The following is a 26,253-nucleotide window of genomic DNA, read 5'->3' as shown; positions in this document are numbered from 1 at the left end:
ACTGATGAAAAAAATCACCAGCGTCTGCCCGTACTGTGGTGCGGGCTGTAAGTTAAAACTCGTCGTCGATAACAATAAAATTGTTCGTGCGGAGGGCGCGCAGGGCGTCACCAACCAGAATCAGCTGTGCCTGAAGGGCTATTACGGCTGGGATTTTCTCAACGATACCCGGCTGCTGACGCCGCGCCTCACCCAGCCGATGATCCGCTATCAGAAAGGCGGCAAGTTTGTGCCGGTCTCCTGGGACGAGGCGATTCGCTACACCGCCCGCCGCCTGAGTGACATCAAAGCCAGTCACGGGCCGCGCGCCATCATGACCACCGGATCGTCCCGCGGCACCGGGAATGAAACCAACTACGTGATGCAGAAGTTTGCCCGCGGGGTGCTCAACACCAACAACGTTGACTGCTGCGCCCGCGTCTGCCACGGCCCGAGCGTGGCCGGACTGCAGGAGACGCTGGGCAACGGGGCGATGAGCAACTCCATCAGCGATATCGAAAACTCAAAATGCCTGCTGATCTTCGGCTACAACTGCGCCGACTCGCACCCGATCGTCGCCCGCCGGGTGATCAAAGCCAAACAGAACGGTGCCCGGGTGATCGTCTGCGATCCGCGCAAAATTGAAACCGCGCGCATTGCCGACCGGCATCTGCAGATCAACAACGGCTGCAACATGGCGCTGGTGAACGCCTTCATTTACACCCTGCTGGACGAGAGCCTCTACAACGCCGACTACGTGGCCCGCTATACCGAAGGGCTGGACGCGCTGCGCGCAACGGTCAGCAATTACGCCCCGGAAAACGTCGAGGGGATCACCGGGGTCAGCGCCCGGCAGATCCGCGAGGCGATGCGTATATACGCTGCCGCGCCGTCCGCCACCGTGATGTGGGGGATGGGCGTGACCCAGTTCGGGCAGGCGGTGGACGTGGTGAAAGGGCTCTCCACTCTGGCGCTGCTCACCGGCAACCTCGGGCGCGAACACTGCGGCGTCGGCCCGGTGCGTGGACAGAATAACGTCCAGGGGGCATGCGACATGGGGGTGATCCCCAACCAGTTCCCTGGCTATCAGGATGTCACCGACCCGCAGGTGCGGGAGAAATTCGCCCGGGCGTGGGGCGTCGATCCCGCGTTGATGGATGACCAGGTCGGGGTGCGGATCACCGAAGTGCCGCACCTCGCGCTGGCGGGCAAGGTCAAAGCCTATTACATCATGGGGGAAGATCCGCTTCAGACCGAAGCCGACTTAGGGTTGGTGCGCAAAGGGTTTGACGCGCTGGACTTCGTGGTGGTGCAGGACATCTTTATGACCAAAACCGCCGAGGCGGCGGACGTGCTGCTGCCCGCCACTTCCTGGGGCGAACACGGCGGGGTCTTCACCTGCGCCGACCGCGGCTTCCAGCGCTTTGAAAAAGCCGTTGAGCCGAAGGGCAACGTCAAGCGCGACTGGGAGATCATCAGCCTGATCGCCACCGCGATGGGCTACCCGATGGCGTACCGCGATAACCAGCAGATCTGGGACGAAATGCGCGAGCTCTGCCCGCTGTTCTACGGCGTGACGTACGAAAAAATGGGCGACATGGGGCATATCCAGTGGCCGTGCCCGAGCCTCGACCACCCGGGCACGCCGTGGCTCTACGAGGGCAACCGCTTCGACACCCCGAGCGGCAAAGGCCAGCTGTTTGCCGCCCCGTGGCGCAAACCGGCGGAGATGCCGGACGCCGACTATCCGCTGGTGCTCTGCACCGTGCGCGAGGTGGGGCACTACTCCTGCCGCTCGATGACCGGCAACTGCGCCGCATTGCAGACTCTGGCGGATGAGCCGGGCTTTGTGCAGATGCATCCGCAGGATGCACAGAAACTCGGCATCCGCGATCGCCAGCTGGTGTGGGTCAGCTCCCGTCGCGGGAAGGTGATCAGCCGCGCGGAGGTGAGCGAACGCATCAATCAGGGGGCGGTGTACATGACCTATCAGTGGTGGATCGGGGCCTGCAACGAGCTGACCCAGGACAACCTCGATCCGGTCTCGAAAACCCCGGAAACCAAATACTGCGCGGTGAAGATCGACCCTATTGCCGATCAACACTGGGCGGAAAATTATGCCCAGACCACCTACAGCGCGATGAAACAACGCCTGCGAGAGGCGGTAGAGAGTTAACGCATGTGTACAAACGGCACGCTGCTGCGCATTCGCGGCAAAGTCCAGGGCGTGGGGTTTCGTCCCTGGGTCTGGCAACTGGCCCGGCAACTGGGGCTGAAGGGCGACGTCTGCAACGACGGGGCAGGGGTGGTGGTACGCCTCACCGGCGAGTCGCAGGACTTCATCACCCGGCTGGCCGCCGGAGGCCCGCCGCTGGCGCGGATTGACGACATCAGCGAACAGCCGTGGCACTGGGCGCCGCTCCCGCTGGATTTCACCATTCTGCCCAGCCGGCAGGGGCAGATGACCACCCAGGTGGTGCCGGATGCTGCTACCTGCCCGGCGTGCCTGGCCGAGATGAACGATCCGCGCGAGCGTCGCTACCGTTATCCCTTTATCAACTGCACCCACTGCGGGCCGCGCTTCACCATTATCCGGGCGATGCCTTACGACCGCCCGGCCACCACCATGGCGGAGTTTGCGCTCTGTCCGGCCTGCGCGGCGGAGTATCGCGATCCGGCTGACCGGCGCTTCCACGCCCAGCCGGTGGCCTGCCCGGACTGCGGGCCGCAGCTGAGCTGGGTGTGCGGCGAGGAGCATAAAGAGAAGGAGAGCGCCTTGCAGGCCGCAGTGGCCGCCCTGAAGCAGGGCGGGATTGTGGCGGTGAAAGGTCTCGGCGGCTTCCATCTGGCCTGCGATGCCCGCAATGAGCAGGCGGTGAACCGGCTGCGCGAGCGCAAGCGGCGTCCGACGAAACCGCTGGCGGTGATGATCCCGCAGCGGTTAGCTGTTGCGCTTCCGGCAGAAGCTCAGGCCCTGCTGCGTTCAACCGCAGCACCGATTGTGCTGGTGGATAAACGCGATATCGCCTGCTGCGAAGCTATCGCCCCCGGGCTGAACGAGGTGGGGGTGATGCTGGCGGCCAATCCGCTCCAGCACCTGCTGATGCAGGATCTGGACTGCCCCCTGGTGATGACCTCCGGCAACCTGAACGGCTGTCCGCCTGCGCTGACCAACGACCGGGCCAGGCAGGATCTGGACGGGATCGCCGACGGCTGGCTGGTGCATAACCGCGACATCGTCCAGCGCATGGACGACTCGGTGCTGCGCGCCAGCGGCGACATGCTGCGCCGCTCCCGGGGCTTTGTCCCGGACGCGCTGCCGCTGCCGCCCGGTTTTAATAATGTGCCGTCGCTGTTGTGTCTCGGCGCGGATCTGAAAAACACCTTCTGTCTGGTGCGCGGCGGGGAGGCGATCCTGAGCCAGCATCTGGGCGATCTGGACGATGACGACGCCCTGGGCCAGTGGCAGCAGGCCCTGACTGCCCTGCAGGATCTCTGGCAGTTTAGCCCCGAGGGCGTGGTGACCGACGCCCATCCCGGCTATCGCTCCACTCGGCTGGGAGAGCAGATGCCGTATCCGCACCATCAGGTGCTGCATCATCACGCCCACGCCGCGGCCTGTCTGGCGGAGCACGGCTGGCCGCGCGATGGCGGAGATGTTATCGCCCTGGTGCTTGACGGTATCGGCCAGGGGGAAAACGGCGCGTTATGGGGCGGGGAGTGTTTGCGGGTCAACTACCGCAGCTGTGACCGGCTCGGTGGCCTGCCTGCGGTGGCACTTCCCGGCGGTGACCTCGCGGCACGTCAGCCGTGGCGCAACCTGCTCGCCCAGTTCCAGGCCTTTGTCCCCGGGTGGCAGACGTTGCCGGAGACAAGTCACCTGGCCGATAAACCCTGGCCGCCGCTGGCCCAGGCGATCGCCCGTGGGGTCAATTCCCCGCTGGCCTCGTCCGCCGGACGGCTGTTTGACGCCGTGGCCGCGGCTACCGGCTGCGCCCCGGCGCAACTCAGCTACGAAGGGGAGGCCGCCTGTCGGCTGGAAGCGCTGGCGCAGCGCAGCGGGCCGATCAGCCACCCGGTCACGCTGCCGATCATCGACGGCGAGCTGGATATGGCCACCTTCTGGCAGCAGTGGCTGGGCTGGCAGGCCGCTGCCGGGGAACGCGCCTGGGCATTTCACGACGCGCTGGCTAACGGGCTGGCGACACTGGCGGCAGAGCATGCCCGCCGCTGTAACCTCGACACCATCGTCTGCAGCGGTGGTGTCATGCATAACCGACTCCTGCGGGAACGCCTGCAGTTGTGGCTGAGAGATTTTACCGTGCTGGTTCCCGGGCGGCTGCCCGCCGGAGACGGCGCGATTGCATTTGGACAGGCAGTGATCGCTGCCGCGTCTCTTTCTTAAATTGGGATATCACGATGTTTATCAAATACTTCAATAATCAACCCAAAGCCATGGCGCTGATGCTGGCCTTGATCGTCACCAATATTGTCGCCTGGGGGACCGCGTTTTACCTGTTTCACACCACCCCGTCGCTGATGGCGGCCAGCCTGCTGGCCTGGTGCTACGGCCTGCGTCACGCGGTGGATGCCGACCACATCGCCGCCATTGATAACGTCACCCGCAAGATGATGCAGCAGGGCAAGCGCCCGTGCGGGATAGGGGCCTGGTTCTCGCTGGGCCACTCCACCATCGTGGTGCTGGCCTCGATTGCCATCGCTGCGACCGCCACCGCCTTCAGCCGCAACATGGAGTGGTTCCATGAGACCGGGGGCATGATCGGCACGGCGGTGTCGGCCTTTTTCCTGCTGGCGATGGCGCTGGTCAACCTGGTGATCCTGCGTGACGTCTGGGGCAGCTTTAACAAAATGAAGCGCGGCGAGAAGGTGCCGGAAGAAGTGTCATTTGCCCGGGGCGGGGTGATGAACTGGCTGTTCCGCTCGGCGTTTCGCCTGGTGACCCGCAGCTGGCATATGTATCTGGTGGGCTTTCTGTTTGGTCTCGGCTTTGATACCGCCACCGAGATCGGGGTGCTGGGGATCTCGGCGGCCGGGGCCTCCAGCGGCATGTCGGTATGGGCGATCATGGTCTTCCCGCTGCTGTTTACCAGCGGCATGGCGCTGATCGACACCCTCGACAACCTGATTATGGTGGGTGCTTACGGCTGGGCCTTCAACAAGCCGCAGCGCAAGCTCTATTACAACATGACCATCACCGGCACCTCAGTGGTGGTAGCCTTGTTTATCGGCGGGCTGGAAGCGCTGGGTCTGCTGGCGGATAAGTTTGGCCTGACGGGCGGACTGTGGAACGGCGTGGCCGCGCTGAATGACAACCTCGGTAACGCCGGGTTTGTTGTGGTCGGGCTGTTTATCCTCTGCTGGATCGCCTCGCTGATTAACTACCGCTTCAAAGGCTACGACGCGCTGGTCGTCCGCTAACGTCATCGCTGCCCGTTCGTCATGACATTTATGACGAACGGCTTTCTCTTCGCAAAACCTCTCCCGCATTTTTGCACTATTTCAGCCACTTAACTTCAAAATGCAGGCTGGCACACTTCATGCATACCGCTGAGGACATATTACTAACGGAGTAACTACCGATGAAGAAAGTCGTCACGGTTTGCCCCTATTGCGCATCGGGTTGCAAAATCAACCTGGTGGTCGATAACGGCAAAGTCGTCAAGGCTGAAGCGGCACAGGGTAAGACCAATCAGGGCGATCTCTGCCTGAAAGGCTATTACGGCTGGGATTTTATCAACGATACGCAGATCCTGACCCCGCGCCTGAAATCACCGATGATCCGTCGCGAGCGCGGCGGCAAGCTGGAGGCCGTCTCCTGGGACGAGGCGCTGGATTACGTTGCCACTAAGCTCAACGCGATTAAAGCGGCACACGGCCCGGATGCGATCATGACCACCGGGTCATCCCGCGGCACCGGGAATGAAACCAACTATGTAATGCAAAAATTTGCCCGCGCGGCAGTCGGCACCAATAACGTCGACTGCTGCGCGCGCGTCTGACACGGCCCATCGGTTGCAGGTCTGCACCAGTCGGTCGGTAACGGCGCAATGAGTAACTCCATTGTTGGCATTGAGAATGCCGATATGGTCTTTATTTTCGGCTATAACCCGGCGGATTCGCACCCTATCGTGGCGAACCGGGTGATCAAAGCCAAACGCAAAGGGGCGAAGATTATCGTCTGCGATCCGCGCAAAATCGAAACCGCGCGCATTGCCGATATGCACATCGCCCTGAAAAACGGCTCCAACATCGCGCTGCTGAATGCGATGGGGCACGTGATTATCGAAGAGCAGCTGTACGACCGCGCCTTTGTGGCGGCCCGTACCGAAGGCTTCGAGGAGTATCGCAAAATTGTCGAAGGCTATACGCCGGAGTCCGTGGAAGCGATCACCGGGGTTAGCGCCCAGGAGATCCGTCAGGCGGCACGGATGTACGCCGCAGCGGAAAACGCGGCCATTCTCTGGGGCATGGGCGTGACCCAGTTCTACCAGGGCGTGGAAACCGTGCGTTCCCTGACCAGCCTGGCGCTGCTCACCGGCAACCTCGGCAAGCCGTACGCGGGAGTTAACCCGGTGCGCGGTCAGAACAACGTCCAGGGCGCGTGCGACATGGGTGCGCTGCCGGATACCTATCCGGGCTATCAGTACATCAACAACCCGGAGAACCGGGCGAAGTTCGCCAAAGCCTGGGGTGTGGACGCTCTGCCTGCCCATACCGGGTATCGCATCAGCGAGCTGCCGCACCGGGTTGCGCACGGCGAAGTGCGTGCTGCCTACATCATGGGGGAAGATCCGCTCCAGACGGATGCCGAGCTGTCTGCGGTGCGTAAAGCGTTTGAAGAGCTGGAACTGGTCATTGTGCAGGATATCTTTATGACCAAGACCGCGGCCGCCGCCGATGTGATCCTGCCGTCCACCTCCTGGGGTGAGCACGAAGGGGTCTACACCGCCGCCGACCGTGGTTTCCAGCGCTTCTTCAAAGCGGTCGAGCCGAAGTGGGACCTGAAAACCGACTGGCAGATCATCAGCGAGATCGCCACCCGGATGGGCTATCCGATGCACTATGACAACACCCAGCAGATCTGGGATGAACTGCGTCATCTGTGCCCGGATTTCTTCGGTGCCACCTACGAGAAGATGGGCGAGCTGGGCTATATCCAGTGGCCGTGCCGGGACGAGTCAGAGGCCGATCAGGGGACGGATTACCTGTTCGAGAAAGAATTCTCCACCCCGAACGGGCTGGGGCAACTCTACACCTGCGACTGGGTTGCGCCGATCGACAAGCTCACCGACGAGTACCCGCTGGTGCTGTCGACGGTGCGCGAAGTCGGCCACTACTCCTGCCGCTCGATGACCGGTAACTGTGCGGCGCTGGCCGCGCTGGCGGATGAACCGGGCTATGCGCAGATCAACACCGCCGACGCGAAGCGCCTCGGTATTGAAGACGAAGCCCTGGTCTGGGTCACGTCGCGCAAAGGCAAAGTCATCACCCGCGCCCAGGTGAGCGATCGCCCGAATGTTGGTGCGGTGTACATGACCTACCAGTGGTGGATTGGTGCCTGTAACGAGCTGGTGACCGAGAACCTGAGCCCGATTACCAAAACGCCGGAGTATAAGTACTGCGCCGTGCGCGTGGAGCCGATTGCTGACCAGCAGAGGGCGGAACAGTATGTGATTGATGAATATCACAAGCTGAAAAAGCACCTGAAGGAACTGGCAAAAGGGTAAGCGCAGCGCCACCCGGCATAAAGGCAAGCGTTATCATATACAGCAGCCCTCAGGGCTGCTTTTTTAATTGGCACATTAAATTAAAAACCAGAGGCATCTCATTCTTTAATCGGGAATATATTCCTTCGGTCGGAAAAGCTGAAAAATATAACTGGCAGGGGAGGGCAGCCATTCAGCCATCCGGGTGTTTACATGGGTAAAATAAATAATATAAACATTGCGCAGTTAATTTATCTGTGTCTTAATAGCGCCATCGGTTTGGAAAACAGACCTTACGAAAGCAGTTTTAGTAAAGCAGTCCTCAGTTCAAGTGTTATCCAAAGATACCCTTCTTCATGAGTCTCCTCCTAAGTGCCAGGTAAGTAACTCTCGCAATACAGGCCATCATCGCCGCGGTTAAGTGGCTCATCATTAAGGAATTATCTATGTCTAATAAAATGACTGGTTTAGTAAAATGGTTTAACGCAGATAAAGGTTTCGGCTTTATCACCCCTGATGACGGCAGCAAAGATGTCTTCGTACACTTCTCTGCTATCCAGAGCGACAGCTTCAAAACGCTGGAAGAAGGCCAGAAAGTCTCTTTCACCATTGAAAATGGCGCGAAAGGTCCTGCTGCCGGAAACGTCACAGTCCTGTAATCTGCGTTAATTATCAGTAGTTATTACGATAGCGATGAAGGTAATAGCCTGAGCAGTTAATCTCCGCTGATAATAAAATAAACCCGCCCTGAGCGGGTTTTTTATTTTCTTCATTTGCTGACTATTGTGCCTGCCGCTTTTTCATTTTGTACATCTCCTTATCAGCCAATAAGATGCTGGTTTTGAGGTCCCGGTTAAACCTGCTCACCCCATATGAAATGGTGCTGGTTATCACGTCGTCATTCACCCCAATCGACCGCCGGGCAATCTCTTCAGCGATTCGTTCCATCACCAGCAGCGCATCGCTTTTCTGTTCGGTTTTGATAATGATCAGAAACTCATCCCCGCCATAACGAATGGCGATATCTTCTTTACGGATCGTCTGTTTAATCACGTCGGCGACCATCTGTAGCACTTTGTCGCCAACGGCATGACCGTACCTGTCATTAACGATTTTGAATTTATTACAGTCAACCAGCGCAAAAAAACGTCTTTCAAGGGTGGCGGGCTTGAGTTCAGATTCGATTTTCCTGCTGTACAGACCGGTTAAGTGGTCGATTAATGTGTGTCTTGCAACACGCGTCAGATAGCGTGATGTCAGTTTTACCATCAGCATAAACAGCAGCAAGGTGACCGGGATAAGCAGCTTAAACATCACGCTGTGATAAACAGACCCGAACATGTCGATATGGGTTATCACCTTAAACTGCGATGACAGCCCTGATTCAACGTTAGTCTGGAAATGATGATCGATATCGCAGCCAAAAATGCACAACTCGTTCAGGCTACCCGTCTCACGCAGCGTGATCCTCACCCATTTATTATGGCGGAACAGGGTATCCGCCAGGCCGTGAAGCTCTTCAAGATTGTGATCGTAGAGCAGGTAGGCGACCGGCACATTGCTACTGTTCAGGTCATAGATAAAACTCACCACGCTGTAGGCGTTGGATTTAGTGATCATGTCGTGATAAATGGGGGTCGCGACTGTGCCCTTTTGCGTCAGTTTATGGGTCAGTTTGCGCTTATAGTAATCCGGCATGGTGGGAATATAGAATTGAAGATTATTGAACATGATTGAATCTTCAATGGCAAAATTGTCTGTATCGATGCGACTAAAAAAATAGAACATTTTTTGCCGTGTGGAAATGATATAGCGAAACCCCTCTTTAGTGGAAAGATCGCTTTTCGCAATATTGTCCCGCACAAAAATCGCCGACGAGAGCAGGCATCGCTCATTTAAAGTGGGCTGGGTATTCATAAACAGGCTGCCATGATCCCCGGCGGCACTGGATTTCTGCCAGTGCCACTGGTCATTATCCTGTACCAGCGCCGGGATTTTACACCCGCCATTTTGCAGGGAGGTGGTATATTTGGTCGTAATCGCATCGGCTATATTTTCATTTTCATCAAATATGTTCAGCAGTTTAGCCCGCACCTCATTGGTCAGCTTGATGGCTTCATTCTTTTGATGGAGGAAAATAAACGCCATCATGATCGCTAAAAATATTACGCAGGCTGCTGCGGAGATCGAATAGACTTTGCTGGCGATTTTCTTTCTGGAAAAGAGATACATAACCATTTACCCCGGATAATCTTCACTGGATGCTGCTTTTTCTTTCATAATGCACGCCAGCGGCAGCGGTTTCGCGATGTGATATCCCTGGAGATAATCAACGCCAAGCTGCGATAACAACACCTTGTGTTCCTGCGTCTCCACATACTCAGCCACGACAGACATCCCCCTGGCCCGGGCAATATCAATGATCGACTTCACAATCAGCTGATCCACTCTGTTACTGATAATCTCTCTGATAAACATCCCGTCGATTTTGACGATGTCGGCATCAAGATTTTTCAGCCTTTCATAGTTAGCATACCCGGTACCAAAATCATCAATAGCAATTTCAAAGCCATAATGACGCAAGCTGTTAATGTTGTTAATGACATTTCTTTCATTTAAGAACAACTGTTCTTCCGTCACTTCAAAGACAATGTTGTCTGGTTTTTTATTCTTATTCTCAAACATGGTGATAATTCTTTCCGCCGTATTTTCATCCGCCAGAGTTTCCGGCGTGATATTCAGTGAAAAACGGATGTGTTGGCACGTAAGCACATTTTGATGATAAAAATCGATAAAGGCCTCCAGCACCTTGAAGTCGAGCAGTCCGCACAGACCAAACTCCGTAATCGTCGGAATAAATTTATCCGGTGTCACGATCTTTCCGTCGAGTTTCATCCTGCAGAGGATCTCATAATACTGGGTGTCGCAAAGAGTATGTTCTATTTTTTGTGCATACAGCACGAGGTCATTATGAAGCAAGGCGTGCTTCAGTTTTTGCAAAAACGCGATATCCAGCGTCATATGTTGCTCAATGAAATGAAGGTTTTTATCCAGCGCACTAATGTGATCCTGGCCTTTGGTTGTCGCAAGATAATCAAGCTCAGAGATAGACTTGCTTAAATCAACCTGCGCGTTAAAGGTCATCCAGGAGAGGCCGAACGCGACGTCCACGTCGCTCACCCTGGTAGAGGATTTTGCCTGATTCAGTTTCTTCAGCAGCCCCTGCATGACGCTGCGGCCCTCTTTCTCCGGCAGAACAACCAGCAAATCGCCATACGGAACGGAATAGACGCTGCAGTTTTTTGGCAGGAATTTTTTCAGTAGATAATAAACGGCGACCTTGGCGTTAACCCGGAAGGTAAAGCCAAGATGCTTATCAAGATTATCGGCAGAAAATATTTTTACGTAACAGAGCATAGCCGGATGGGTAAGCTGCTGCAGATCTTTATTCAACAGCATCATGTTCGGCAGCATGGTCAGCGGCTCCCTGAGGGCGGCGCTGGTTATTTTTACGTTCGCCTGCTTCAGGTTTCGCTTCATCGTGGCGAGATAGGCATTGGCGATAGTGAACACGATAAAAAAGGCGGAGAAAGAGGTTAAGAGCTGACCTTTTTCGACAGTTTTAATAAACTGAGGATTCCCGGTGATAAGTATAAAGATGGCAAGCGGCCATGTCAGCGAGATGATCGCCGCACTAAAATTAATGACGCCGTACACAAAAGCCAGAAAGACCAGCGGAATGGCATAGCTGGAGATAACCGGGTACTGGCTGACGCTCGTATAGGTACAAATCAGCACGCTAATAACGAACATCCAGACGATTAATGCATTCCGGTTGCTGGCATCCAGAATATTCTTTGTGCAGAACTTACGGGTATAATTCCATGAGGTCAGTAATCGTAATAAATAGTATAAACCGGAGCTGAAGACCACGGCGGGCATCATCAGGCTTTGCAGGTTGAGGATCAACAGACGAATTTCGCTGGCGGAAAAGTAGTATTGAAAATCGTCCGGGATGAGGGTTAGCGCGCCAACAATATACATTGCCGCCTGGGCGAGAATAGGATAAATAAAACCATAACACCACAGCCGGGAAAAAATCCCCGTACTGTTGGTGATATCTATTCTGGCATAGCGCCCCAGTCTTTTATGTAATATAAACTGGGCAACCGCCAGGGGGATCATTAGGCTGAGCGTTACCGCCCAGGTCTGGGTGGCGTTGAGGAGCAATTCCCGGTGCAGGGACCAATATGTTGCCAGCGTTAGCGCAGGCAACACGCTGGCACCATAAATACCTACCAGCGCGATAAAAAGACTGATGGGCAGATACGCCACGTAAATAACAGTATGATCTATCGCCACGCGCGGAGAAAATTCTCGCAACACAGGCAGAAAAAGCAATACCGTAATAAATGTGATCACTGTGTGAAGAATTTTGCTGCTTTTGTATAAATTATAGTGAGACTTTATAGATTCAATAATTTTCATAAAATGTTCGTTACAGATTAGAGTTACCCTGAAGCAATGTGCGGCATCCCTTCTGGTTCGATAACATGCATATCATATGCAGATTAATCTTAACGCAAATTTGTTTTTTATGAAAATGATTATCCTGGTTTCCGCTATTCGCTTTCGAATAAAGATATAGTCCTTATAAATTGAAAGCGTGCAAAGCGATATTTCCAAAAATATAACCCCGCCAGCCTTCATTTTCCGACGGCAAACCACCGACCGATGGGATTAATGAAATTGTCTCATTTTTCTATTCTGATAATGGCTATTAACACGTCGTTTTATTCTGTTAACAATAGCTGGAATAATCTCCCTAATACCGTATCCACCGTTTCATTCGTCAGGGATGCTTATAGTGGCGTAGCGCGTCCACCACCAGCTGGAACGCTTTCGACAGATTGCGATTTTCCGGGTAGTAGATGTAATACCCCTCCCAGTAGGGACACCAGTCTTCGAGCACGCTAATCAGTTCCCCGCGGGCGATGTGCTTTTCGGCGATATCCCGCGGAACATGCGCCAGTCCATACCCTTCCACAGCCGCCTGGAGATTCTGGTAAATACGGCTGAATACCAGCTGACCGCTGACTTTAACATTCAGGCATTTTTCCTCTTTCTCGAACTCCCAGACGTACAGGTTACCGTGGGTGGGAAAGCGCAGATTGATGCAGTTGTGATCGATGAGGTCGTGAGGATGCTGCGGGTAAGGGTTGCGGGAAAAATAGTCCGGCGAGCCGACGACGGCAAAGCGCACATCCGGGCCAATGCGCACTGAAATCATGCCGTTGGAAATTTGCTCTCCCAGACGGGTTCCGGCATCGAACCGGCCAGAAACGATATCCGTCAGGGCATAGTCATCAATCAACTCGAGATTAATATCCGGGTAGTCCCGGAGCAGCGGTTCAAGTTTCGGCCAGATGACCGAGCTGATGGCATAATCCGAGGTGGATATTCGCACGGTGCCGGCGGCTTTGCTGTTGAGATCCTTCAGCGACTGTAACCGTCCCTGGATGCCATCGATGTACGGACCCAGATCGTCCAGCATGGATTGGCCGATATCGGTTAACGCTATGCTGCGGGTGGTACGCGTCAGGAGTTTCATCCCCAGACGGGATTCCAGGGTTCGCATGCTGTGACTGAGGGCGGATTGTGAAATGCCTAACTGGGCCGCCGCTTTGGTAAAACTCTTTTCCCGTGCGACAACGATAAACGTCATCAAATCATTCAGGTTTTCCCGCGCCACGTTCTGCCCCTTACTGCCGAAAAAATGAAAAGCCAGTGTAGCGCAACGTCAAACGGAAGTGATTCATGAATTATTTGCATAATTCATATCAGGTTCCATCGCCTAATCACTGTCGTCTTTTCATTTTAGAATGGACGTTTGACAGGGCAGAGGAGTGCAAGCGTGGAATATGCAGAATTAAGCAACAGCCTGAAAATGCCGATGGCCGGTTTTGGTGTTTTTCAGGTCACCGACAAAGACGAGTGTAAACAGTCCGTATTGAGCGCGATCCGTGCAGGCTACCGTCTGATCGATACCGCTGCGGTCTATGGCAATGAAGATGCCGTGGGTAACGCCGTTCGTGAAGCCATTGCCGAAGGTCTGTGCACCCGCGAGGAATTGTTCATCACCTCAAAACTGTGGGTACAGGACATGGCCAGCTACGAGACCGCTAAAGCCGGTATCGAGGCGTCGTTAGAAAAATCGGGACTGGAGTATTTTGATCTCTACTTACTGCATCAGGCCATGCGGGACTACTTCAGCGCGTGGCGGGCGATGGAAGCGGCCTATGAAGCCGGTAAACTGAAAGCCATCGGCGTGTCCAATTTTTATGCCCATGTATTAGCCAACTTCTGTGAAACTGTCCGAATCAGGCCGATGGTCAATCAGGTCGAACTGCATCCGTACTTTGCCCAGCCTGCCGCCCTGGACACCATGCGCTATTACAACGTGCAGCCTGAAGCCTGGGCCCCGTTGGGCGGCGGGCGACACAAGCCGTATGACAATGAGATGCTGCAGGGCATTGCCGACGCCCATAACAAAACCATTGCTCAGGTGGTCCTGCGCTGGAACGTCCAGCGTGGCGTGACGGTGATTCCAAAATCGACCCATCAGGAGCGCATTGAAGAGAATTTTGCCATCTGGGATTTCTCCCTGACGGAGAGCGAAATGGCCCGGATCGACGCCCTCGACCTGGGTTACGTCGGGGAGTCCGTGAAGCATTTTAACCCCGACTTTGTTCGCGGTTGCCTGGGCGTCAAAATTCACGACTGAGCGGATGCGCCAACGTTTCACCCCTTCCCGGGGTGAAACCATCAGAAATTCCAGTCCTCGTCCTCGGTCTCCACCGCTTTCCCCATCACGTATGACGAGCCCGATCCCGAGAAGAAGTCGTGATTTTCGTCGGCATTCGGTGACAGCGCGGCGAGGATCGCCGGATTCACCTCCGCCATCTCCGGCGGGAACAGCGCCTCGTAGCCGAGGTTCATCAGCGCCTTGTTGGCGTTGTAGCAGAGGAAGGCCTTCACATCCTCCTCCCATCCGGTTCCGGCGTACAGCTCCTCGGTATAGGCCAGCTCGTTGTCATACAGATCCATCAGCAGATCCAGCGCAAAGCCTTTTAACGCCTCCCGCTCCGCCTCGCTGACTTTCTCCAGCCCTTTCTGGTACTTATAGCCGATGTAGTACCCGTGTACCGCCTCATCGCGGATGATCAGCCGAATCAGGTCCGCGGTGTTGGTCAGCTTGCCCCGGCTCGACCAGTACATCGGCAGCCAGAAGCCGGAGTAGAAGAGGAATGACTCCAGGAACACGCTGGCGATCTTCTTCTTCAGCGGCTCGTCGGCGCGATAGTGTTCCAGTACTCGCTGGGCTTTACGTTGCAACGCGTCGCTCTCTTCGCTCCAGCGGTAGGCGGCATCCACGTCTTTGGTCTGACAGAGCGTCGAGAAAATCGAGCTGTAGGAGCGGGCATGCACCGCCTCCATAAAGCTGATGTTCGACATCACCGCCTCTTCGTGCGGGGTCAGCGCATCGGCGATCAGCCCCGGCGCGCCCACCGTGTTCTGCACCGTGTCGAGCAGGGTCAGGCCGGTAAAGACGCGAATGGTGAGCTGCTGCTCGGCGTGGCTCAGGGTGGCCCAGGCCTGGACGTCATTCGACAGGGGCACCTTTTCCGGCAGCCAGAAGTTGCTGGTCAGGCGGTTCCACACCTCCAGATCCTTATCGTCTTCAATCTTGTTCCAGTTAACGGCCTGTACCCGTGACAGTTTCATCCTCTCTCCTTACAGCGCGCAGGACACGCAGCCTTCTGTTTCGGTGCCTTCCAGCGCGAGCTGGCGCAGGCGAATGTAGTACAGGGTTTTGATCCCTTTCTTCCACGCATAAATCTGCGCTTTATTGATGTCGCGCGTGGTAGCGGTATCCGGGAAGAACAGCGTCAGCGACAGCCCCTGATCGACGTGCTTCGTCGCCTCGGCATAGGTATCGATAATCTTTTCCGGGCCGATCTCGTAGGCGTCCTGATACAGAGCCAGATTCTCGTTGGTCATAAACGGGGCAGGGTAGTAAACGCGCCCGGTTTTGCCCTCCTTGCGGATCTCGATTTTCGACACGATAGGGTGAATGCTGGATGTCGCATGGTTGATGTACGAGATCGACCCGGTGGGTGGCACCGCCTGCAGATTCTGGTTGTAGATGCCGTACTGCATCACGTCGTCCCGCAGCTGCTGCCACATCTCCCGCGTCGGCAGGGTCACGCCCGCCCGGGCGAACAGGGCGCGCACCTTCTCCGTTTTCGGCTGCCAGTCGTTTTCCAGATACTGACTAAAATAGGCCCCGCTGGCGTAACGCGATTGTTCAAAGCCCGCGAAACGCTGCCCCTTTTCGCGGGCCAGCATCATCGAGGTATGCAGGGCGTGCCAGGTGATGGTGTAGAAATAGAGGTTGGTGAAGTCCAGCCCCTCCGGGCTGCCGTAGGCGATCCCCTCCCGCGCCAGATAGCCGTGCAGGTTCATCTGCCCGAGGCCGATGGCGTGGGAGGCGGCATTCCCGGCCTCCACCGACGGCACGCTGCGGATGTGGCTCATGTCCGACACCGCCGACAGGCCGCGCACCGCGGTCTCGACGGTGCGGCCAAAGTCCGGCGAATCCATGGTGTGGGCAATGTTCAGCGAGCCCAGGTTGCAGGAGATATCGTGCCCGACGCGGGTGTAGTCCAGATCCTCATCGTAGGTCGAGGGGCTGTTGACCTGCAAAATCTCAGAGCACAGGTTGCTCATGTTGATGCGCCCGGCAATGGGGTTGGCGCGGTTCACCGTATCTTCATACATGATGTACGGGTAGCCGGACTCAAACTGGATCTCCGCCAGCCGCTGGAAGAAGTCGCGGGCGTTGAGCCAGGTCTTCCGGACCCGCGCGTCCGCCACCAGGTCGTCATACAGCTCGCTCACCGCCACATCACCAAACGGCTTGCCGTAGAGACGCTCCACGTCGTAGGGGGAGAACAGCGCCATGTCGGCGTTCTCCTTCGCCAGACGGAAGGTGATATCCGGGATCACCACCCCCAGCGACAGGGTTTTGATGCGGATCTTTTCGTCGGCGTTTTCGCGTTTGGTATCGAGGAAACGCAGGATATCCGGGTGATGAGCGTGAAGATAGACCGCCCCGGCTCCCTGGCGTGCGCCGAGCTGGTTGGCGTAGGAGAAGGCATCTTCCAGCATTTTCATCACCGGGATCACCCCCGAGGACTGGTTCTCAATGCGCTTGATCGGCGCCCCCGCTTCCCGCAGGTTGGAGAGTAAAAACGCCACGCCGCCGCCGCGTTTGGAGAGCTGCAACGCCGAGTTCACCGCCCGGCCAATCGACTCCATATTGTCTTCAATGCGCAGCAGGAAGCAGGAGACCAGCTCCCCGCGCTGGGCTTTGCCGCAGTTGAGGAAGGTGGGCGTCGCGGGCTGAAAGCGTCCGGCGAGCATCTCGTCGGTGAGCTGGCGGGCGAGGGCCTCATCCCCCTGGGCGAGGGTCAGGGCCACCATCACCACCCGATCCTCAAAGTGCTCGAGGTACCGCTTGCCGTCGAAAGTTTTCAGCGTGTAGCTGGTGTAAAACTTCCAGGCGCCGAGGAAGGTCTGGAAACGAAAACCGCTGGCGTGAGCGTGGGCGAACAGGCTCAGCACAACGTCGCTGTCGTAGCGCGACAATACCCGGGGGTCGTAATAGCGCTCGCTGACCAGGTAGTCGAGACGCGCCTGCGGGCTGGCAAAGGCCATGCTGTTGGGGTAGACGTGGGCGTTAAAAAAGGCGTCCACCGCCTCATGATCTTTGCTGAACTGGATCTTCCCGTCCCGATCGTACAGGTTCAGCATGGCGTTCAGCGCATGGAAATCGGTCGATCTCTGCATTACGCGCTCTGCGGTTGTCGTTGCCAAAATTCGTTCACTCCTTTACGCACATTGTCGACGTCCTGCTGGGTCCCCATCAGCTCGAAGCGATAGAGGTACGGCACGCCGCATTTTTGTGAGATGACGTCCCCGGCGCGGCCAAACGCCTCACCGAAATTACGGTTGCCGGCGGCAATTACCCCACGGATAAGCCGCCGGTTATGCGGATCGTTGAGAAAGCGGATCGCCTGCCGCGGCACCGCCCCGGCCGTTCCACCTCCGCCGTAGCTGGGCACCACCAGAATAAAAGGCTCGTCTACCTGGATCCGCTCCCGCTCGTTGAGCGGAATGCGTACGGCGGGCAGCCCGACACGCTCGATAAAACGGTGCGTGTTCTCCGAGCTGCTGGAGAAGTAGACGAGCAGGCTCATGCCCGGGCGGCCTGGGCTGGCTGCGGAAGACGGTTAATCAGATCCGGGCGGAAGCCGGACCAGCTGGTCTCCCCGGCGATCACCACCGGCAGCTGACGGAACCCCTGAGCTTTGAGCGTCTCTGCCGCGTCAGGAACCAGGTCAACATTCACCATTTCAAAGGTCACGCCCCGGCTCTCCATGGCGCGTTTGGTGGCATGGCACTGCACACAGTCGTTTCGAGTGTAAATAATAATGCGCATGATTCGTATTTCCATTTAGAATAGGAGTCCGACGCCAGTGAGTGCGTCACCCAGAGTCTGTCTTGCTTAAAGGAATACTAGATGTAGTTGTCTTAAGTTTCAACCATACAAGATATGGGAAAATTTGCCAGATTGACTGTCGTTGTCAGGTTCAGCGGGAGAGGGAACGCACGGGCTAAAAAAAGAAAAACCCCCATACCGCAGGGCATGGGGGCTGAGAAGGATTGAGCCGGATCGGGGATTATTTGCGCAGGGCGAGCAGCGCGCCGATAAAGATCCCCACCGCGGCGACGGTACCTACCGCACACATCGGACGTTCACGGATAAAGGTGTTCGCGCAGCCGATAGCATCGCAGGCGGCCTGCTTGCCGGTGGAACGACCCTGCAGACGCGCACGGGTTTCGCGCAGCAGGGACTTAGCTTTACGTCTGGCGTCATCCGCTTCGCCCTTCGCATCCGATCCCCAGGATTTCAAAACGCTTTCCAGCGAATCCGCTAATTTCCTGACATCGTTATGGATATCCTGAACATCGTCATCAACATCGTTTCGGTTCGAACGGTTAAACATATGCTTCTCCCTTGAATTTGCGGTAATTAACAGTTTAGACCACCTTTTTAATATCTGAAGCCGGTCACGGCTTATCAGGCCGTTTATGGATTTTTCTGAAAGCGCTGCTATTGCTGAATACGGTAAGGTTGCCCCGCAGGAAATGATAACGAGGAAAGAATATGTATTTACGACCCGATGAGGTTGCGCGCGAACTTGAAAAAGCGGGATTTACCGTGGATGTGGTAACCCAAAAAGCATACGGGTACCGTCGTGGCGATAATTATGTTTATGTGAACCGGGAAGCCCGTATGGGGCGCACGGCGCTGATCATTCACCCGACGCTGAAAGAGAAAAGTCTTACCTTTGCGGATCCTGCGTCAGAGATGAAAACCAGCGACCATTATCAGCAGTTCCCGCTCTATTTAGGGGGCAACAACCAGGAGCATTATGGTATTCCCCACGGCTTCAGCTCCCGCATGGCGCTGGAACGTTTTCTGAAAGGCCTGTTTGGCGACTCGCAATAACGACGCGACTGGCTTTCGCCAGTCGCTGTGCCTTACGCTTTGACCTGATGATACTGGCTGACTTTGAACAGGCGTCGGCAGTAATCGAGGAAATAGCCGTACACCGCCCCCATCAGCATCGACACCACGATATTCGAACTTACCGCCGCGGCGATCTGGTGCCAGTCGGCGCCTACCGTGAGCAGAATCGCGACATAGACCGGCGACTGGAAGGTAACATAGGCCACCACGTCCGCCAGATTTTTCATCCAGCCGGAAGGCGAGTAGCGACGGGCAACGCGCATTACCGCATCACGGTAGAAACCGTAGGGCCATGCAATAAGGATATTCACCGGGACCGCCACCAGTCGGGAGGAAAGCGACTGCTCGAAGCTCATTCCGGAGAGGAATATTTCAATCAGCATGTTCACCACCGAACAGTAGACCACCATGGCAAAGGTATCCGCTACCGCGTGGCGCAGGCGAGACTGCCGAGAGAACATGTCCTGACTCCTTGAAGGTCATATAACAGAGAGGCTAAAGCGGGTTAGGTTAGTGCTTTAGTTTGCTTTATTTTTCGTGTATAGCGTATCTCTCTGCATTGAAACCTACAATTAGTGATAAATTTTTATTTAATGGCGTTTTGTCCCTAAAATTCTCTAAACGAATCGGTTTTGCCAGCGCGGCGGCATTTTCTCTTCGCTCTTTAACTTTCCTGATGACAAACAACGGGTTATGTTTTTATTTCTCGGCGTCCGGCACGCGCTGTGTTCAGGGGGTGATTTACGGGAAATTTCCCTGGAAATGTTCAGGAATTAAATAATCATCAAACGGTTTATCAGGATAAATCATACAAAAAGAGAAGCACCGCGCTTTATATTTTCTATATTTGATTTAATTTGACATAAATTATATTTTCGTGCGCTGTTGTCTGGATGTTCATAAACAAATGAATTACCATGGCCGCTATTGCTTATTTTATCGACTTGAAAAGGTTTTCATTTAATATGACTTCGCTGTTACAGAATCTTAATAATATTCGTACCCTGCGCGCAACGGCGCGCGAATTCTCGCTGGACGTGCTGGAAGATATGCTCGAAAAGCTTCGCATCGTCACGGAAGAGAAACGTAATGAACAGGCTGAAGTTGAACAGCAGCGTGCCGCGCAGAGTGAGAAAATTAACGCCCTGCTGGAAAAAATGAAAGCCGACGGTATTTCAGCAGAAGATCTGCTGGGTTCCGATCTGCTGAACACCCCGGCGCAGCCGAAAAAACGCCAGGCGCGTGCGGCAAAATATCGCTTTACCGATGTCGATGGTCAGGAAAAAACCTGGACCGGTCAGGGCCGTACGCCGAAGCCTATTGCCACGGCACTGGCAGAAGGCAAATCCCTGGATGATTTCCTGATTTAATCTCTGCCTGCGGGCGGAATTACACCGCCCGCCAGCGTCTGCTTAGCAGACGCCAAAATCACCTTCTTCTTTATACAGCGTCACGTCCGCTGCCTTGAGGGTGAATTTCTCACCTTGTTCGTTACTCGCCTGCACCGCCACAATCTGATCGTCGTGCACTTCGATCACTTTCAGTTTCGGGCCGCCCATACGCGGTTGTACATAATCGCCAACAGAAAACATGGTTATCTCCTCATGATTGTTTCGACCCTAACAGTAGCCCACCCGCAGGCCGGGGTACAGCGTCCCGCGCGGATTACTCCTAAATCGCCAGCCTAAACCTGTGTAAAGAGGGTAAAAGAGGGTAAAACTGCACGCGAACGCTGGCAGGTCTGCGTAGACTCACTACGCTTAGAGTTAAAATCTCTTTTTATACAATGACCTGACTGCTTGCATGGAGAATTTATGGGTTTCTGGCGTATCGTAATTACCATCATTTTACCGCCCCTTGGCGTGCTGCTGGGCAAAGGCTTTGGCTGGGCGTTTATCCTGAACATCATCCTGACGCTGTTGGGCTACATCCCGGGCCTGATCCACGCGTTCTGGGTCCAGAGCCGCAGCTAATAATCTCGCCACAGTAAATCGCTGTAGATCCCGGTCAACACCCCCTGGGACGCAAACTGCTGTTTGATCCAGCGGGTGACCTGGCCGGTAGCCGCATGCTGCGTGGCGAGCAGCATGCGCGAGTCCTGGCGCGGGTTATTAATCCGTCGCGTGACCAGCAGTCCCGCCTCCATCGCCTCTCTCGCCATATGCTCCGGTAAAAACCCAATCCCTTCCCCCAGAATCTGACACTGACACTTGGTATTAAAATCCGGGACCAGAATCGCCTCCTGACCGTGCAGCAGCCAGCCCACTTTTTTGTTGATGGTGTGGGCGGTGTCTTCCACCATGATGTTGGGGTACAGCCGCAGCTGGCTCTCGGCCAGCGGCTCCGGGGCTAGCGCCAGCGGATGGTCCGGGGCGATGGCAAACACCCAGCGGATGGCACCAATCTCGGTGTAATCGATCCCGCCGCCGTCCAGCAGAGTATCCGGGGCACCGATGGCGATATTCGCCTGGTTATTGATGATCGAATCCCAGACGCCGTTGTACACCTCGGTGGTGACGGTGATCTGGCAGGTAGGGAACTGCTTTTTCAGCACCTGCAACAGGCGGGCGGTGTGGCGGGGGGTATAGAGCAGCTGATTGATGCAGATCCGCACCCGGGTCTCAATGCCCTGCGAGATGGTATCGATCCCGCGCTTGATGGCGTGGAAGTCATTCAGCAGGTCTATGGCTTTGCGGTAGAAGTAGAACCCCGATTCGGTCAGCTCGATGCTGCGGGTGTTACGCACAAACAGCACCACGTCGAGGCCGGTCTCCATCCGTTTGATGGTGTAGCTGATGGCCGAGGTGGTCACCCCCAGCTCGGTGGCGGCTTTGCTGAAGCTGCCAAAACGCGCCGCGGTGGTGAAGGCCAGCAGGTTCTCTTCGGTAAAGATGGAATTCATATCATGGCTCCGGACACCCATCAGTTTTGAACATATTTTAACAACGCAGTTACAACTCACTTGATGTCGGTCACAGTTCTGCTAATTTGCTGCAGGCCGCGCGGCGCAAGGGCTGCGTAAACATAAGCAGAATGCAGTTTAAGGGCTTAAAAAGCGGTAAAACATAAGGAAAAGGTTGCACAGACGCACATTTTGACTCCACTGTTAAATTTAACTCAACAATGAATTGGCTGTCGATGAATCATTTTTAAGCGGATTCTTTTCTGACCAGGCCGTTGCTATGCTCAGTCCATCAGAAAGAAAAACCAGGAGTGTGGATATGTCCAACAATGAGCTCGTCACTGAATTTCTGCTGGCCGCCGAACAGGGAAATGGTGACGCATTAAAAGCCTGTCTGGAAAAAGGGGTGGATATTAACGCCACCAACCGTCAGAAAAGAACCGCCATTATTATTGCCAGCCTGAATAAACATTATCCCTGCGTGGAATTGCTGATTGCCGCCGGGGCCAATATCGACCAGCAGGATCAGACCTGTTTCAACCCGTTCCTGATTAGCTGCCTGACCAACGATCTCACTCTGCTGCGCCTGGTGCTGCCGGCCAACCCGGATCTCGACAGGCTGACCCGCTTCGGCGGCGTGGGCATCACCCCGGCCAGCGAGAAAGGCCATCTGGAGGTGGTGCAGGAGCTGCTGACCCACACCGACATCAACGTCAATCACACCAACTTCGTGGGCTGGACGCCGCTGCTCGAAGCCATCGTCCTCAATGACGGCGGTGCCCGCCAGCAGGCGATTGTGAAATTACTGCTCGACCACGGCGCCAACCCGCACATGACCGACAAATACGGTAAATCCCCTCTCGAACTGGCGCGGGAAAAAGGCTTCAACGAGATCGCCGATCTGCTGCTCGCCGCCGGCGCGTAATACCCCGGCCAGCCATGTCCGGCTGGCCTGCACTAAAAACAGCCTTTTCCATCATGCCTTCAGGCGTGATGTGGCCCCCTTTTGCCCGCATCCAGGAGGACGTAATGCCCACCAAAATCGTTATAAAAAAGAATACTTATTTTGATTCCGTATCGCTGATGTCGGTTTCCACCAAAGCCAATAAATTACCCGGCGTGGAACAGGCCTTTGTCGCCATGGCCACCGAAATGAATAAAGGCGTATTAAAAAATCTCGGCCTGCTGACGCCGGAATTAGCCGATGCCAAAAACGGCGACCTGATGATCGTCATTAAAGGCGAGGCCGCCAACGACGAAACCCTGGCCGCCATCGAAGCCCTGTTCACCCGCAAAGAGAGCGGCGGCTCACACGAATCGCGTTACGCCACCCTCGCCAGCGCCAAAACTCACCGCCCGGACGCCAATCTGGCGGTGATTTCGGTCAACGGCACCTTTGCTGCCCGCGAGGCGCGTCAGGCGCTGGAGAACGACCTCAACGTTATGCTCTTTTCCGATAATGTCTCCCTCGACGACGAGCTGGCGCTCAAGCAGCTGGCCCACGAGAAGGGGCTGCTGATGATGGGGCCGGACTGCGGGACTGCCATCATTAACGGGGCAGGGCTGTGCTTTGCCAACGCGGTACGCCGCGGGCCGATTGGTATCGTTGGCGCGTCGGGCACCGGTAGCCAGGAGCTGAGCGCGCGCATCCACGAGTTCGGCGGCGGTATCTCCCAGCTGATCGGCACCGGCGGTCGCGATCTGAGTGAAAAGATTGGCGGGCTGATGATGCTCGACGCCATCGCCATGCTGGAGGCGGACGACGCCACCCAGGTCATCGCCCTGATCTCCAAACCTCCTGCGCCTGCGGTGGCGGAGAAAGTGCTGGCCCGCGCCCGCGCCTGCCGTAAACCGGTGGTGGTCTGTTTCCTCGGTCGCAACCAACCGCCTGCCGATGAAGCGGGATTAGAGTTTGCTCGCGGCACTAAAGAGGCAGCGCTGAAGGCGGTCCTGCTCACCGGGATTAAAAAAGAGTCGCTGGATCTGCACCCGCTCAACTGGCCGCTGATCGAAGAGGTGCGCGCCCGTTTGACCCCGCAGCAGAAGTACATCCGCGGTCTGTTCTGCGGCGGCACCCTGTGCGACGAAGCGATGTTCGCCGCGCTGGAAAAATATGACGACGTCTACAGCAACATTCAGCCGGATCCGACCAAACGTCTGGCAGATATCAACGTTAGCCAGGCCCACACCTTCCTCGACTTTGGCGATGACGATTTCACCAACGGCAAGCCGCACCCGATGATCGACCCGACCAACCGCATCAGCCGGCTGCTACAGGAGGCCCGCGATCCCGAAGTGGGGGTGATCGTCATGGACTTCGTCCTCGGGTTCGGATCGCACGAAGATCCGGTCGGGGTGATGATCGACGCGATCAAGGAGGCGCAGGCGATCGCCAGAGCCGACAACCGTCCGCTGGAGATCCTCGGCTACGTGCTCGGCACCGACCAGGATACCCCGTCGCTTACCCAGCAGTGCCAGCTCCTGACCGATGCGGGCGTGATCTGGGCCAGCAGCAGTACCAACACCGGATTACTGGCACGTGAATTTGTCTGCAAAGGGGAGAAAGCCTGATGACCACCTTATTTAACCAGCCGCTGAACGTCATTAACGTCGGCATCGCCATGTTCAGCGACGACCTGAAAAAGCAGCACGTCCCGGTCACCCATCTCGACTGGACTCCGCCGGGGCAGGGCAATATGCAGGTGGTCGAGGCCCTCGATCAGCTGGCGGATAAACCGCTGGCGGAGAAAATCGCCGCCGCCAACAAGATTGCCCTGGAGCGCATTATCCAGTCCCACCCGGTGCTGGTGGGCTTCGATCAGGCCATCAACGTGGTGCCGGGCATGACCCGCACCACCATCCTGCACGCCGGTCCGCCTGTCGCCTGGGAAAACATGTGCGGGGCGATGAAGGGCGCGGTTACCGGGGCGCTGGTGTTTGAAGGGTTAGCCAAAGACCTCGAAGACGCGGCACGGCTGGCGGCTTCTGGCGACATTACCTTCTCGCCGTGCCATGAGCACGACTGCGTGGGCTCGATGGCGGGCGTGACATCTGCGTCGATGTTTATGCACATCGTCGAGAACAAAACCTGGGGCAACCGGGCCTTCACCAACCTCAGCGAGCAAATGGCGAAGATCCTGCGCATGGGCGCCAACGACCAGAGCGTCATCGACCGTCTGAACTGGATGCGCGACGTGCTCGGCCCGATGCTGCGCGACGCCATGAAGATCATCGGCGAAATCGACCTGCGTCTGATGCTGGCTCAGGCCCTGCACATGGGCGACGAGTGCCACAACCGCAACAACGCCGGCACCACGCTGCTGATCCAGGCCTTAACCCCGGGGCTGATCCAGGCGGGTTATCCGGTGGAGCAGCAGCGCCAGGTGTTTGAGTTTGTCGCCAGCAGCGACTACTTCTCCGGTCCGACGTGGATGGCGATGTGTAAAGCCGCGCTGGATGCCGCCCACGGCATCGAGTACAGCACCGTGGTTACCACCATGGCGCGCAACGGCTACGAGTTCGGCCTGCGCATCTCCGGCCTGCCGGGGCAGTGGTTCACCGGTCCGGCCCAGCAGGTGATTGGCCCGATGTTCGCGGGCTACAAACCGGAAGACTCCGGGCTGGATATCGGCGACAGCGCCATCACCGAAACCTACGGCATCGGCGGCTTTGCGATGGCGACGGCCCCGGCGATTGTCGCTCTGGTGGGCGGTACGGTGGAAGAAGCTATCGACTTCTCCCGTCAGATGCGCGAGATCACCCTCGGGGAAAACCCGAACGTCACCATTCCGCTGCTGTCGTTTATGGGCATCCCCACCGCTATCGACATCACGAAAGTGGCGGGCAGCGGCATTCTGCCGGTGATCAACACCGCTATCGCCCACAAGGACGCCGGGATCGGCATGATTGGGGCGGGCATCGTTCACCCGCCGTTTAGCTGTTTTGAAAAGGCGCTGTTGACCTTCCGCGATCGCTACTTCTTATAA

General features: G+C 56.3%; 23 protein-coding genes. 12 read left to right on the top strand and 11 right to left on the bottom strand.

Annotated elements, in window-relative coordinates:
* Positions 1-4 precede the first annotated feature (4 nt).
* The 5 genes from fdhF (G7090_RS18195) (at position 5) to cspA (ending at position 8,365) form a co-directional block, all read left to right on the top strand.
* On the top strand, positions 5-2,155 hold the full coding sequence (fdhF, locus tag G7090_RS18195) for a formate dehydrogenase subunit alpha (protein WP_166183627.1): 2,151 nt from the start codon (positions 5-7) through the stop codon (positions 2,153-2,155).
* Between the two features lie 3 nt (positions 2,156-2,158).
* Positions 2,159-4,384 carry a carbamoyltransferase HypF gene (gene hypF / locus G7090_RS18190; RefSeq protein ID WP_166183624.1) on the top strand — a complete coding sequence of 742 codons (2,226 nt, stop codon included), beginning with the start codon at positions 2,159-2,161 and terminating at the stop codon, positions 4,382-4,384.
* Positions 4,385-4,398: 14 nt separating this feature from the next.
* Positions 4,399-5,418: a HoxN/HupN/NixA family nickel/cobalt transporter gene (locus tag G7090_RS18185; RefSeq protein WP_166183622.1), complete on the top strand. Its 1,020-nt coding sequence runs from the start codon at positions 4,399-4,401 to the stop codon at positions 5,416-5,418.
* Positions 5,419-5,579: 161 nt separating this feature from the next.
* Positions 5,580-7,727: a formate dehydrogenase subunit alpha gene (gene fdhF, locus G7090_RS18180; protein ID WP_166183620.1), complete on the top strand. Its 2,148-nt coding sequence runs from the start codon at positions 5,580-5,582 to the stop codon at positions 7,725-7,727.
* A 425-nt stretch (positions 7,728-8,152) separates the two neighbouring features.
* On the top strand, positions 8,153-8,365 hold the full coding sequence (gene cspA / locus G7090_RS18175; RefSeq protein WP_106994905.1) for an RNA chaperone/antiterminator CspA: 213 nt from the start codon (positions 8,153-8,155) through the stop codon (positions 8,363-8,365).
* Positions 8,366-8,486: 121 nt separating this feature from the next.
* On the opposite strand, the gene G7090_RS18170 is transcribed toward cspA, so the two are convergent.
* The 3 genes from G7090_RS18170 to G7090_RS18160 form a co-directional block, all read right to left on the bottom strand.
* Positions 8,487-9,944, bottom strand: coding sequence for a GGDEF domain-containing protein (locus G7090_RS18170; RefSeq protein ID WP_166183618.1), 1,458 nt, complete (start codon positions 9,942-9,944; stop codon positions 8,487-8,489).
* Positions 9,945-12,194, bottom strand: a complete 2,250-nt coding sequence (locus tag G7090_RS18165; RefSeq protein ID WP_166183615.1) for an EAL domain-containing protein — start codon at positions 12,192-12,194, stop codon at positions 9,945-9,947.
* A 364-nt stretch (positions 12,195-12,558) separates the two neighbouring features.
* A complete protein-coding gene (locus G7090_RS18160) occupies positions 12,559-13,458 on the bottom strand; it encodes a LysR family transcriptional regulator (RefSeq protein WP_106994910.1) in 900 nt (299 codons plus the stop codon).
* Between the two features lie 162 nt (positions 13,459-13,620).
* Between G7090_RS18160 and G7090_RS18155 the strand changes: the two genes are divergently transcribed.
* Positions 13,621-14,490 (top strand): aldo/keto reductase, encoded by an 870-nt coding sequence (locus tag G7090_RS18155; protein WP_166183613.1) that lies wholly within the window; start codon positions 13,621-13,623, stop codon positions 14,488-14,490.
* 41 nt (positions 14,491-14,531) lie between these two features.
* On the opposite strand, the gene nrdF is transcribed toward G7090_RS18155, so the two are convergent.
* The 5 genes from nrdF to G7090_RS18130 form a co-directional block, all read right to left on the bottom strand.
* The gene (gene nrdF / locus G7090_RS18150) at positions 14,532-15,491 is read right to left on the bottom strand and encodes a class 1b ribonucleoside-diphosphate reductase subunit beta (protein WP_106994912.1); all 960 of its coding nucleotides are present in this window, start codon (positions 15,489-15,491) and stop codon (positions 14,532-14,534) included.
* 9 nt (positions 15,492-15,500) lie between these two features.
* A complete protein-coding gene (nrdE, locus tag G7090_RS18145) occupies positions 15,501-17,645 on the bottom strand; it encodes a class 1b ribonucleoside-diphosphate reductase subunit alpha (protein WP_166183611.1) in 2,145 nt (714 codons plus the stop codon).
* Positions 17,618-18,028 (bottom strand): class Ib ribonucleoside-diphosphate reductase assembly flavoprotein NrdI, encoded by a 411-nt coding sequence (gene nrdI / locus G7090_RS18140; RefSeq protein ID WP_166183609.1) that lies wholly within the window; start codon positions 18,026-18,028, stop codon positions 17,618-17,620. Before nrdI ends, nrdE begins: the two co-directional genes overlap by 28 nt.
* Entirely contained in the window at positions 18,025-18,285 is a 261-nt protein-coding gene (gene nrdH / locus G7090_RS18135) for a glutaredoxin-like protein NrdH (protein ID WP_166183607.1), read from the bottom strand. Before nrdH ends, nrdI begins: the two co-directional genes overlap by 4 nt.
* Positions 18,286-18,511: 226 nt before the next feature.
* Positions 18,512-18,838, bottom strand: a complete 327-nt coding sequence (locus G7090_RS18130) for a DUF883 family protein (protein ID WP_032613488.1) — start codon at positions 18,836-18,838, stop codon at positions 18,512-18,514.
* Between the two features lie 161 nt (positions 18,839-18,999).
* Between G7090_RS18130 and G7090_RS18125 the strand changes: the two genes are divergently transcribed.
* Positions 19,000-19,344 (top strand): DUF2002 family protein, encoded by a 345-nt coding sequence (locus G7090_RS18125; RefSeq protein ID WP_106994917.1) that lies wholly within the window; start codon positions 19,000-19,002, stop codon positions 19,342-19,344.
* Positions 19,345-19,376: 32 nt separating this feature from the next.
* On the opposite strand, the gene alaE is transcribed toward G7090_RS18125, so the two are convergent.
* Positions 19,377-19,826, bottom strand: coding sequence for an L-alanine exporter AlaE (gene alaE / locus G7090_RS18120; RefSeq protein WP_166183605.1), 450 nt, complete (start codon positions 19,824-19,826; stop codon positions 19,377-19,379).
* A 504-nt stretch (positions 19,827-20,330) separates the two neighbouring features.
* Here alaE and stpA point away from each other — a divergent pair.
* Positions 20,331-20,735: a DNA-binding protein StpA gene (gene stpA / locus G7090_RS18115; protein ID WP_106995043.1), complete on the top strand. Its 405-nt coding sequence runs from the start codon at positions 20,331-20,333 to the stop codon at positions 20,733-20,735.
* 42 nt (positions 20,736-20,777) lie between these two features.
* Here stpA and G7090_RS18110 read toward each other — a convergent pair whose 3' ends face one another.
* On the bottom strand, positions 20,778-20,957 hold the full coding sequence (locus G7090_RS18110) for a hypothetical protein (protein WP_106994919.1): 180 nt from the start codon (positions 20,955-20,957) through the stop codon (positions 20,778-20,780).
* A gap of 222 nt (positions 20,958-21,179) precedes the next feature.
* Between G7090_RS18110 and G7090_RS18105 the strand changes: the two genes are divergently transcribed.
* Positions 21,180-21,338 carry a YqaE/Pmp3 family membrane protein gene (locus G7090_RS18105; RefSeq protein ID WP_032613478.1) on the top strand — a complete coding sequence of 53 codons (159 nt, stop codon included), beginning with the start codon at positions 21,180-21,182 and terminating at the stop codon, positions 21,336-21,338.
* Here the strand turns inward: G7090_RS18105 and G7090_RS18100 are convergent.
* Entirely contained in the window at positions 21,335-22,267 is a 933-nt protein-coding gene (locus G7090_RS18100) for a LysR substrate-binding domain-containing protein (RefSeq protein WP_166183603.1), read from the bottom strand. The genes G7090_RS18105 and G7090_RS18100 overlap by 4 nt on opposite strands.
* 319 nt (positions 22,268-22,586) lie before the next feature.
* Here G7090_RS18100 and G7090_RS18095 point away from each other — a divergent pair, with 319 nt between their 5' ends.
* The 3 genes from G7090_RS18095 (at position 22,587) to G7090_RS18085 (ending at position 26,253) form a co-directional block, all read left to right on the top strand.
* Positions 22,587-23,192 carry an ankyrin repeat domain-containing protein gene (locus G7090_RS18095; protein ID WP_166183601.1) on the top strand — a complete coding sequence of 202 codons (606 nt, stop codon included), beginning with the start codon at positions 22,587-22,589 and terminating at the stop codon, positions 23,190-23,192.
* Positions 23,193-23,296: 104 nt separating this feature from the next.
* Positions 23,297-24,838: an acyl-CoA synthetase FdrA gene (gene fdrA / locus G7090_RS18090; protein ID WP_166183598.1), complete on the top strand. Its 1,542-nt coding sequence runs from the start codon at positions 23,297-23,299 to the stop codon at positions 24,836-24,838.
* Positions 24,838-26,253 carry a DUF1116 domain-containing protein gene (locus tag G7090_RS18085; protein WP_181247306.1) on the top strand — a complete coding sequence of 472 codons (1,416 nt, stop codon included), beginning with the start codon at positions 24,838-24,840 and terminating at the stop codon, positions 26,251-26,253. Before fdrA ends, G7090_RS18085 begins: the two co-directional genes overlap by 1 nt.

Origin of the sequence: Leclercia sp. 29361 (genome assembly GCF_011290365.1) — a bacterium.
Classification (GTDB): domain Bacteria; phylum Pseudomonadota; class Gammaproteobacteria; order Enterobacterales; family Enterobacteriaceae; genus Enterobacter; species Enterobacter tamurae.
The sequence above is the reverse complement of the archived record's forward strand: the minus strand, read 5'-3'. Positions and strand labels throughout refer to the sequence as shown.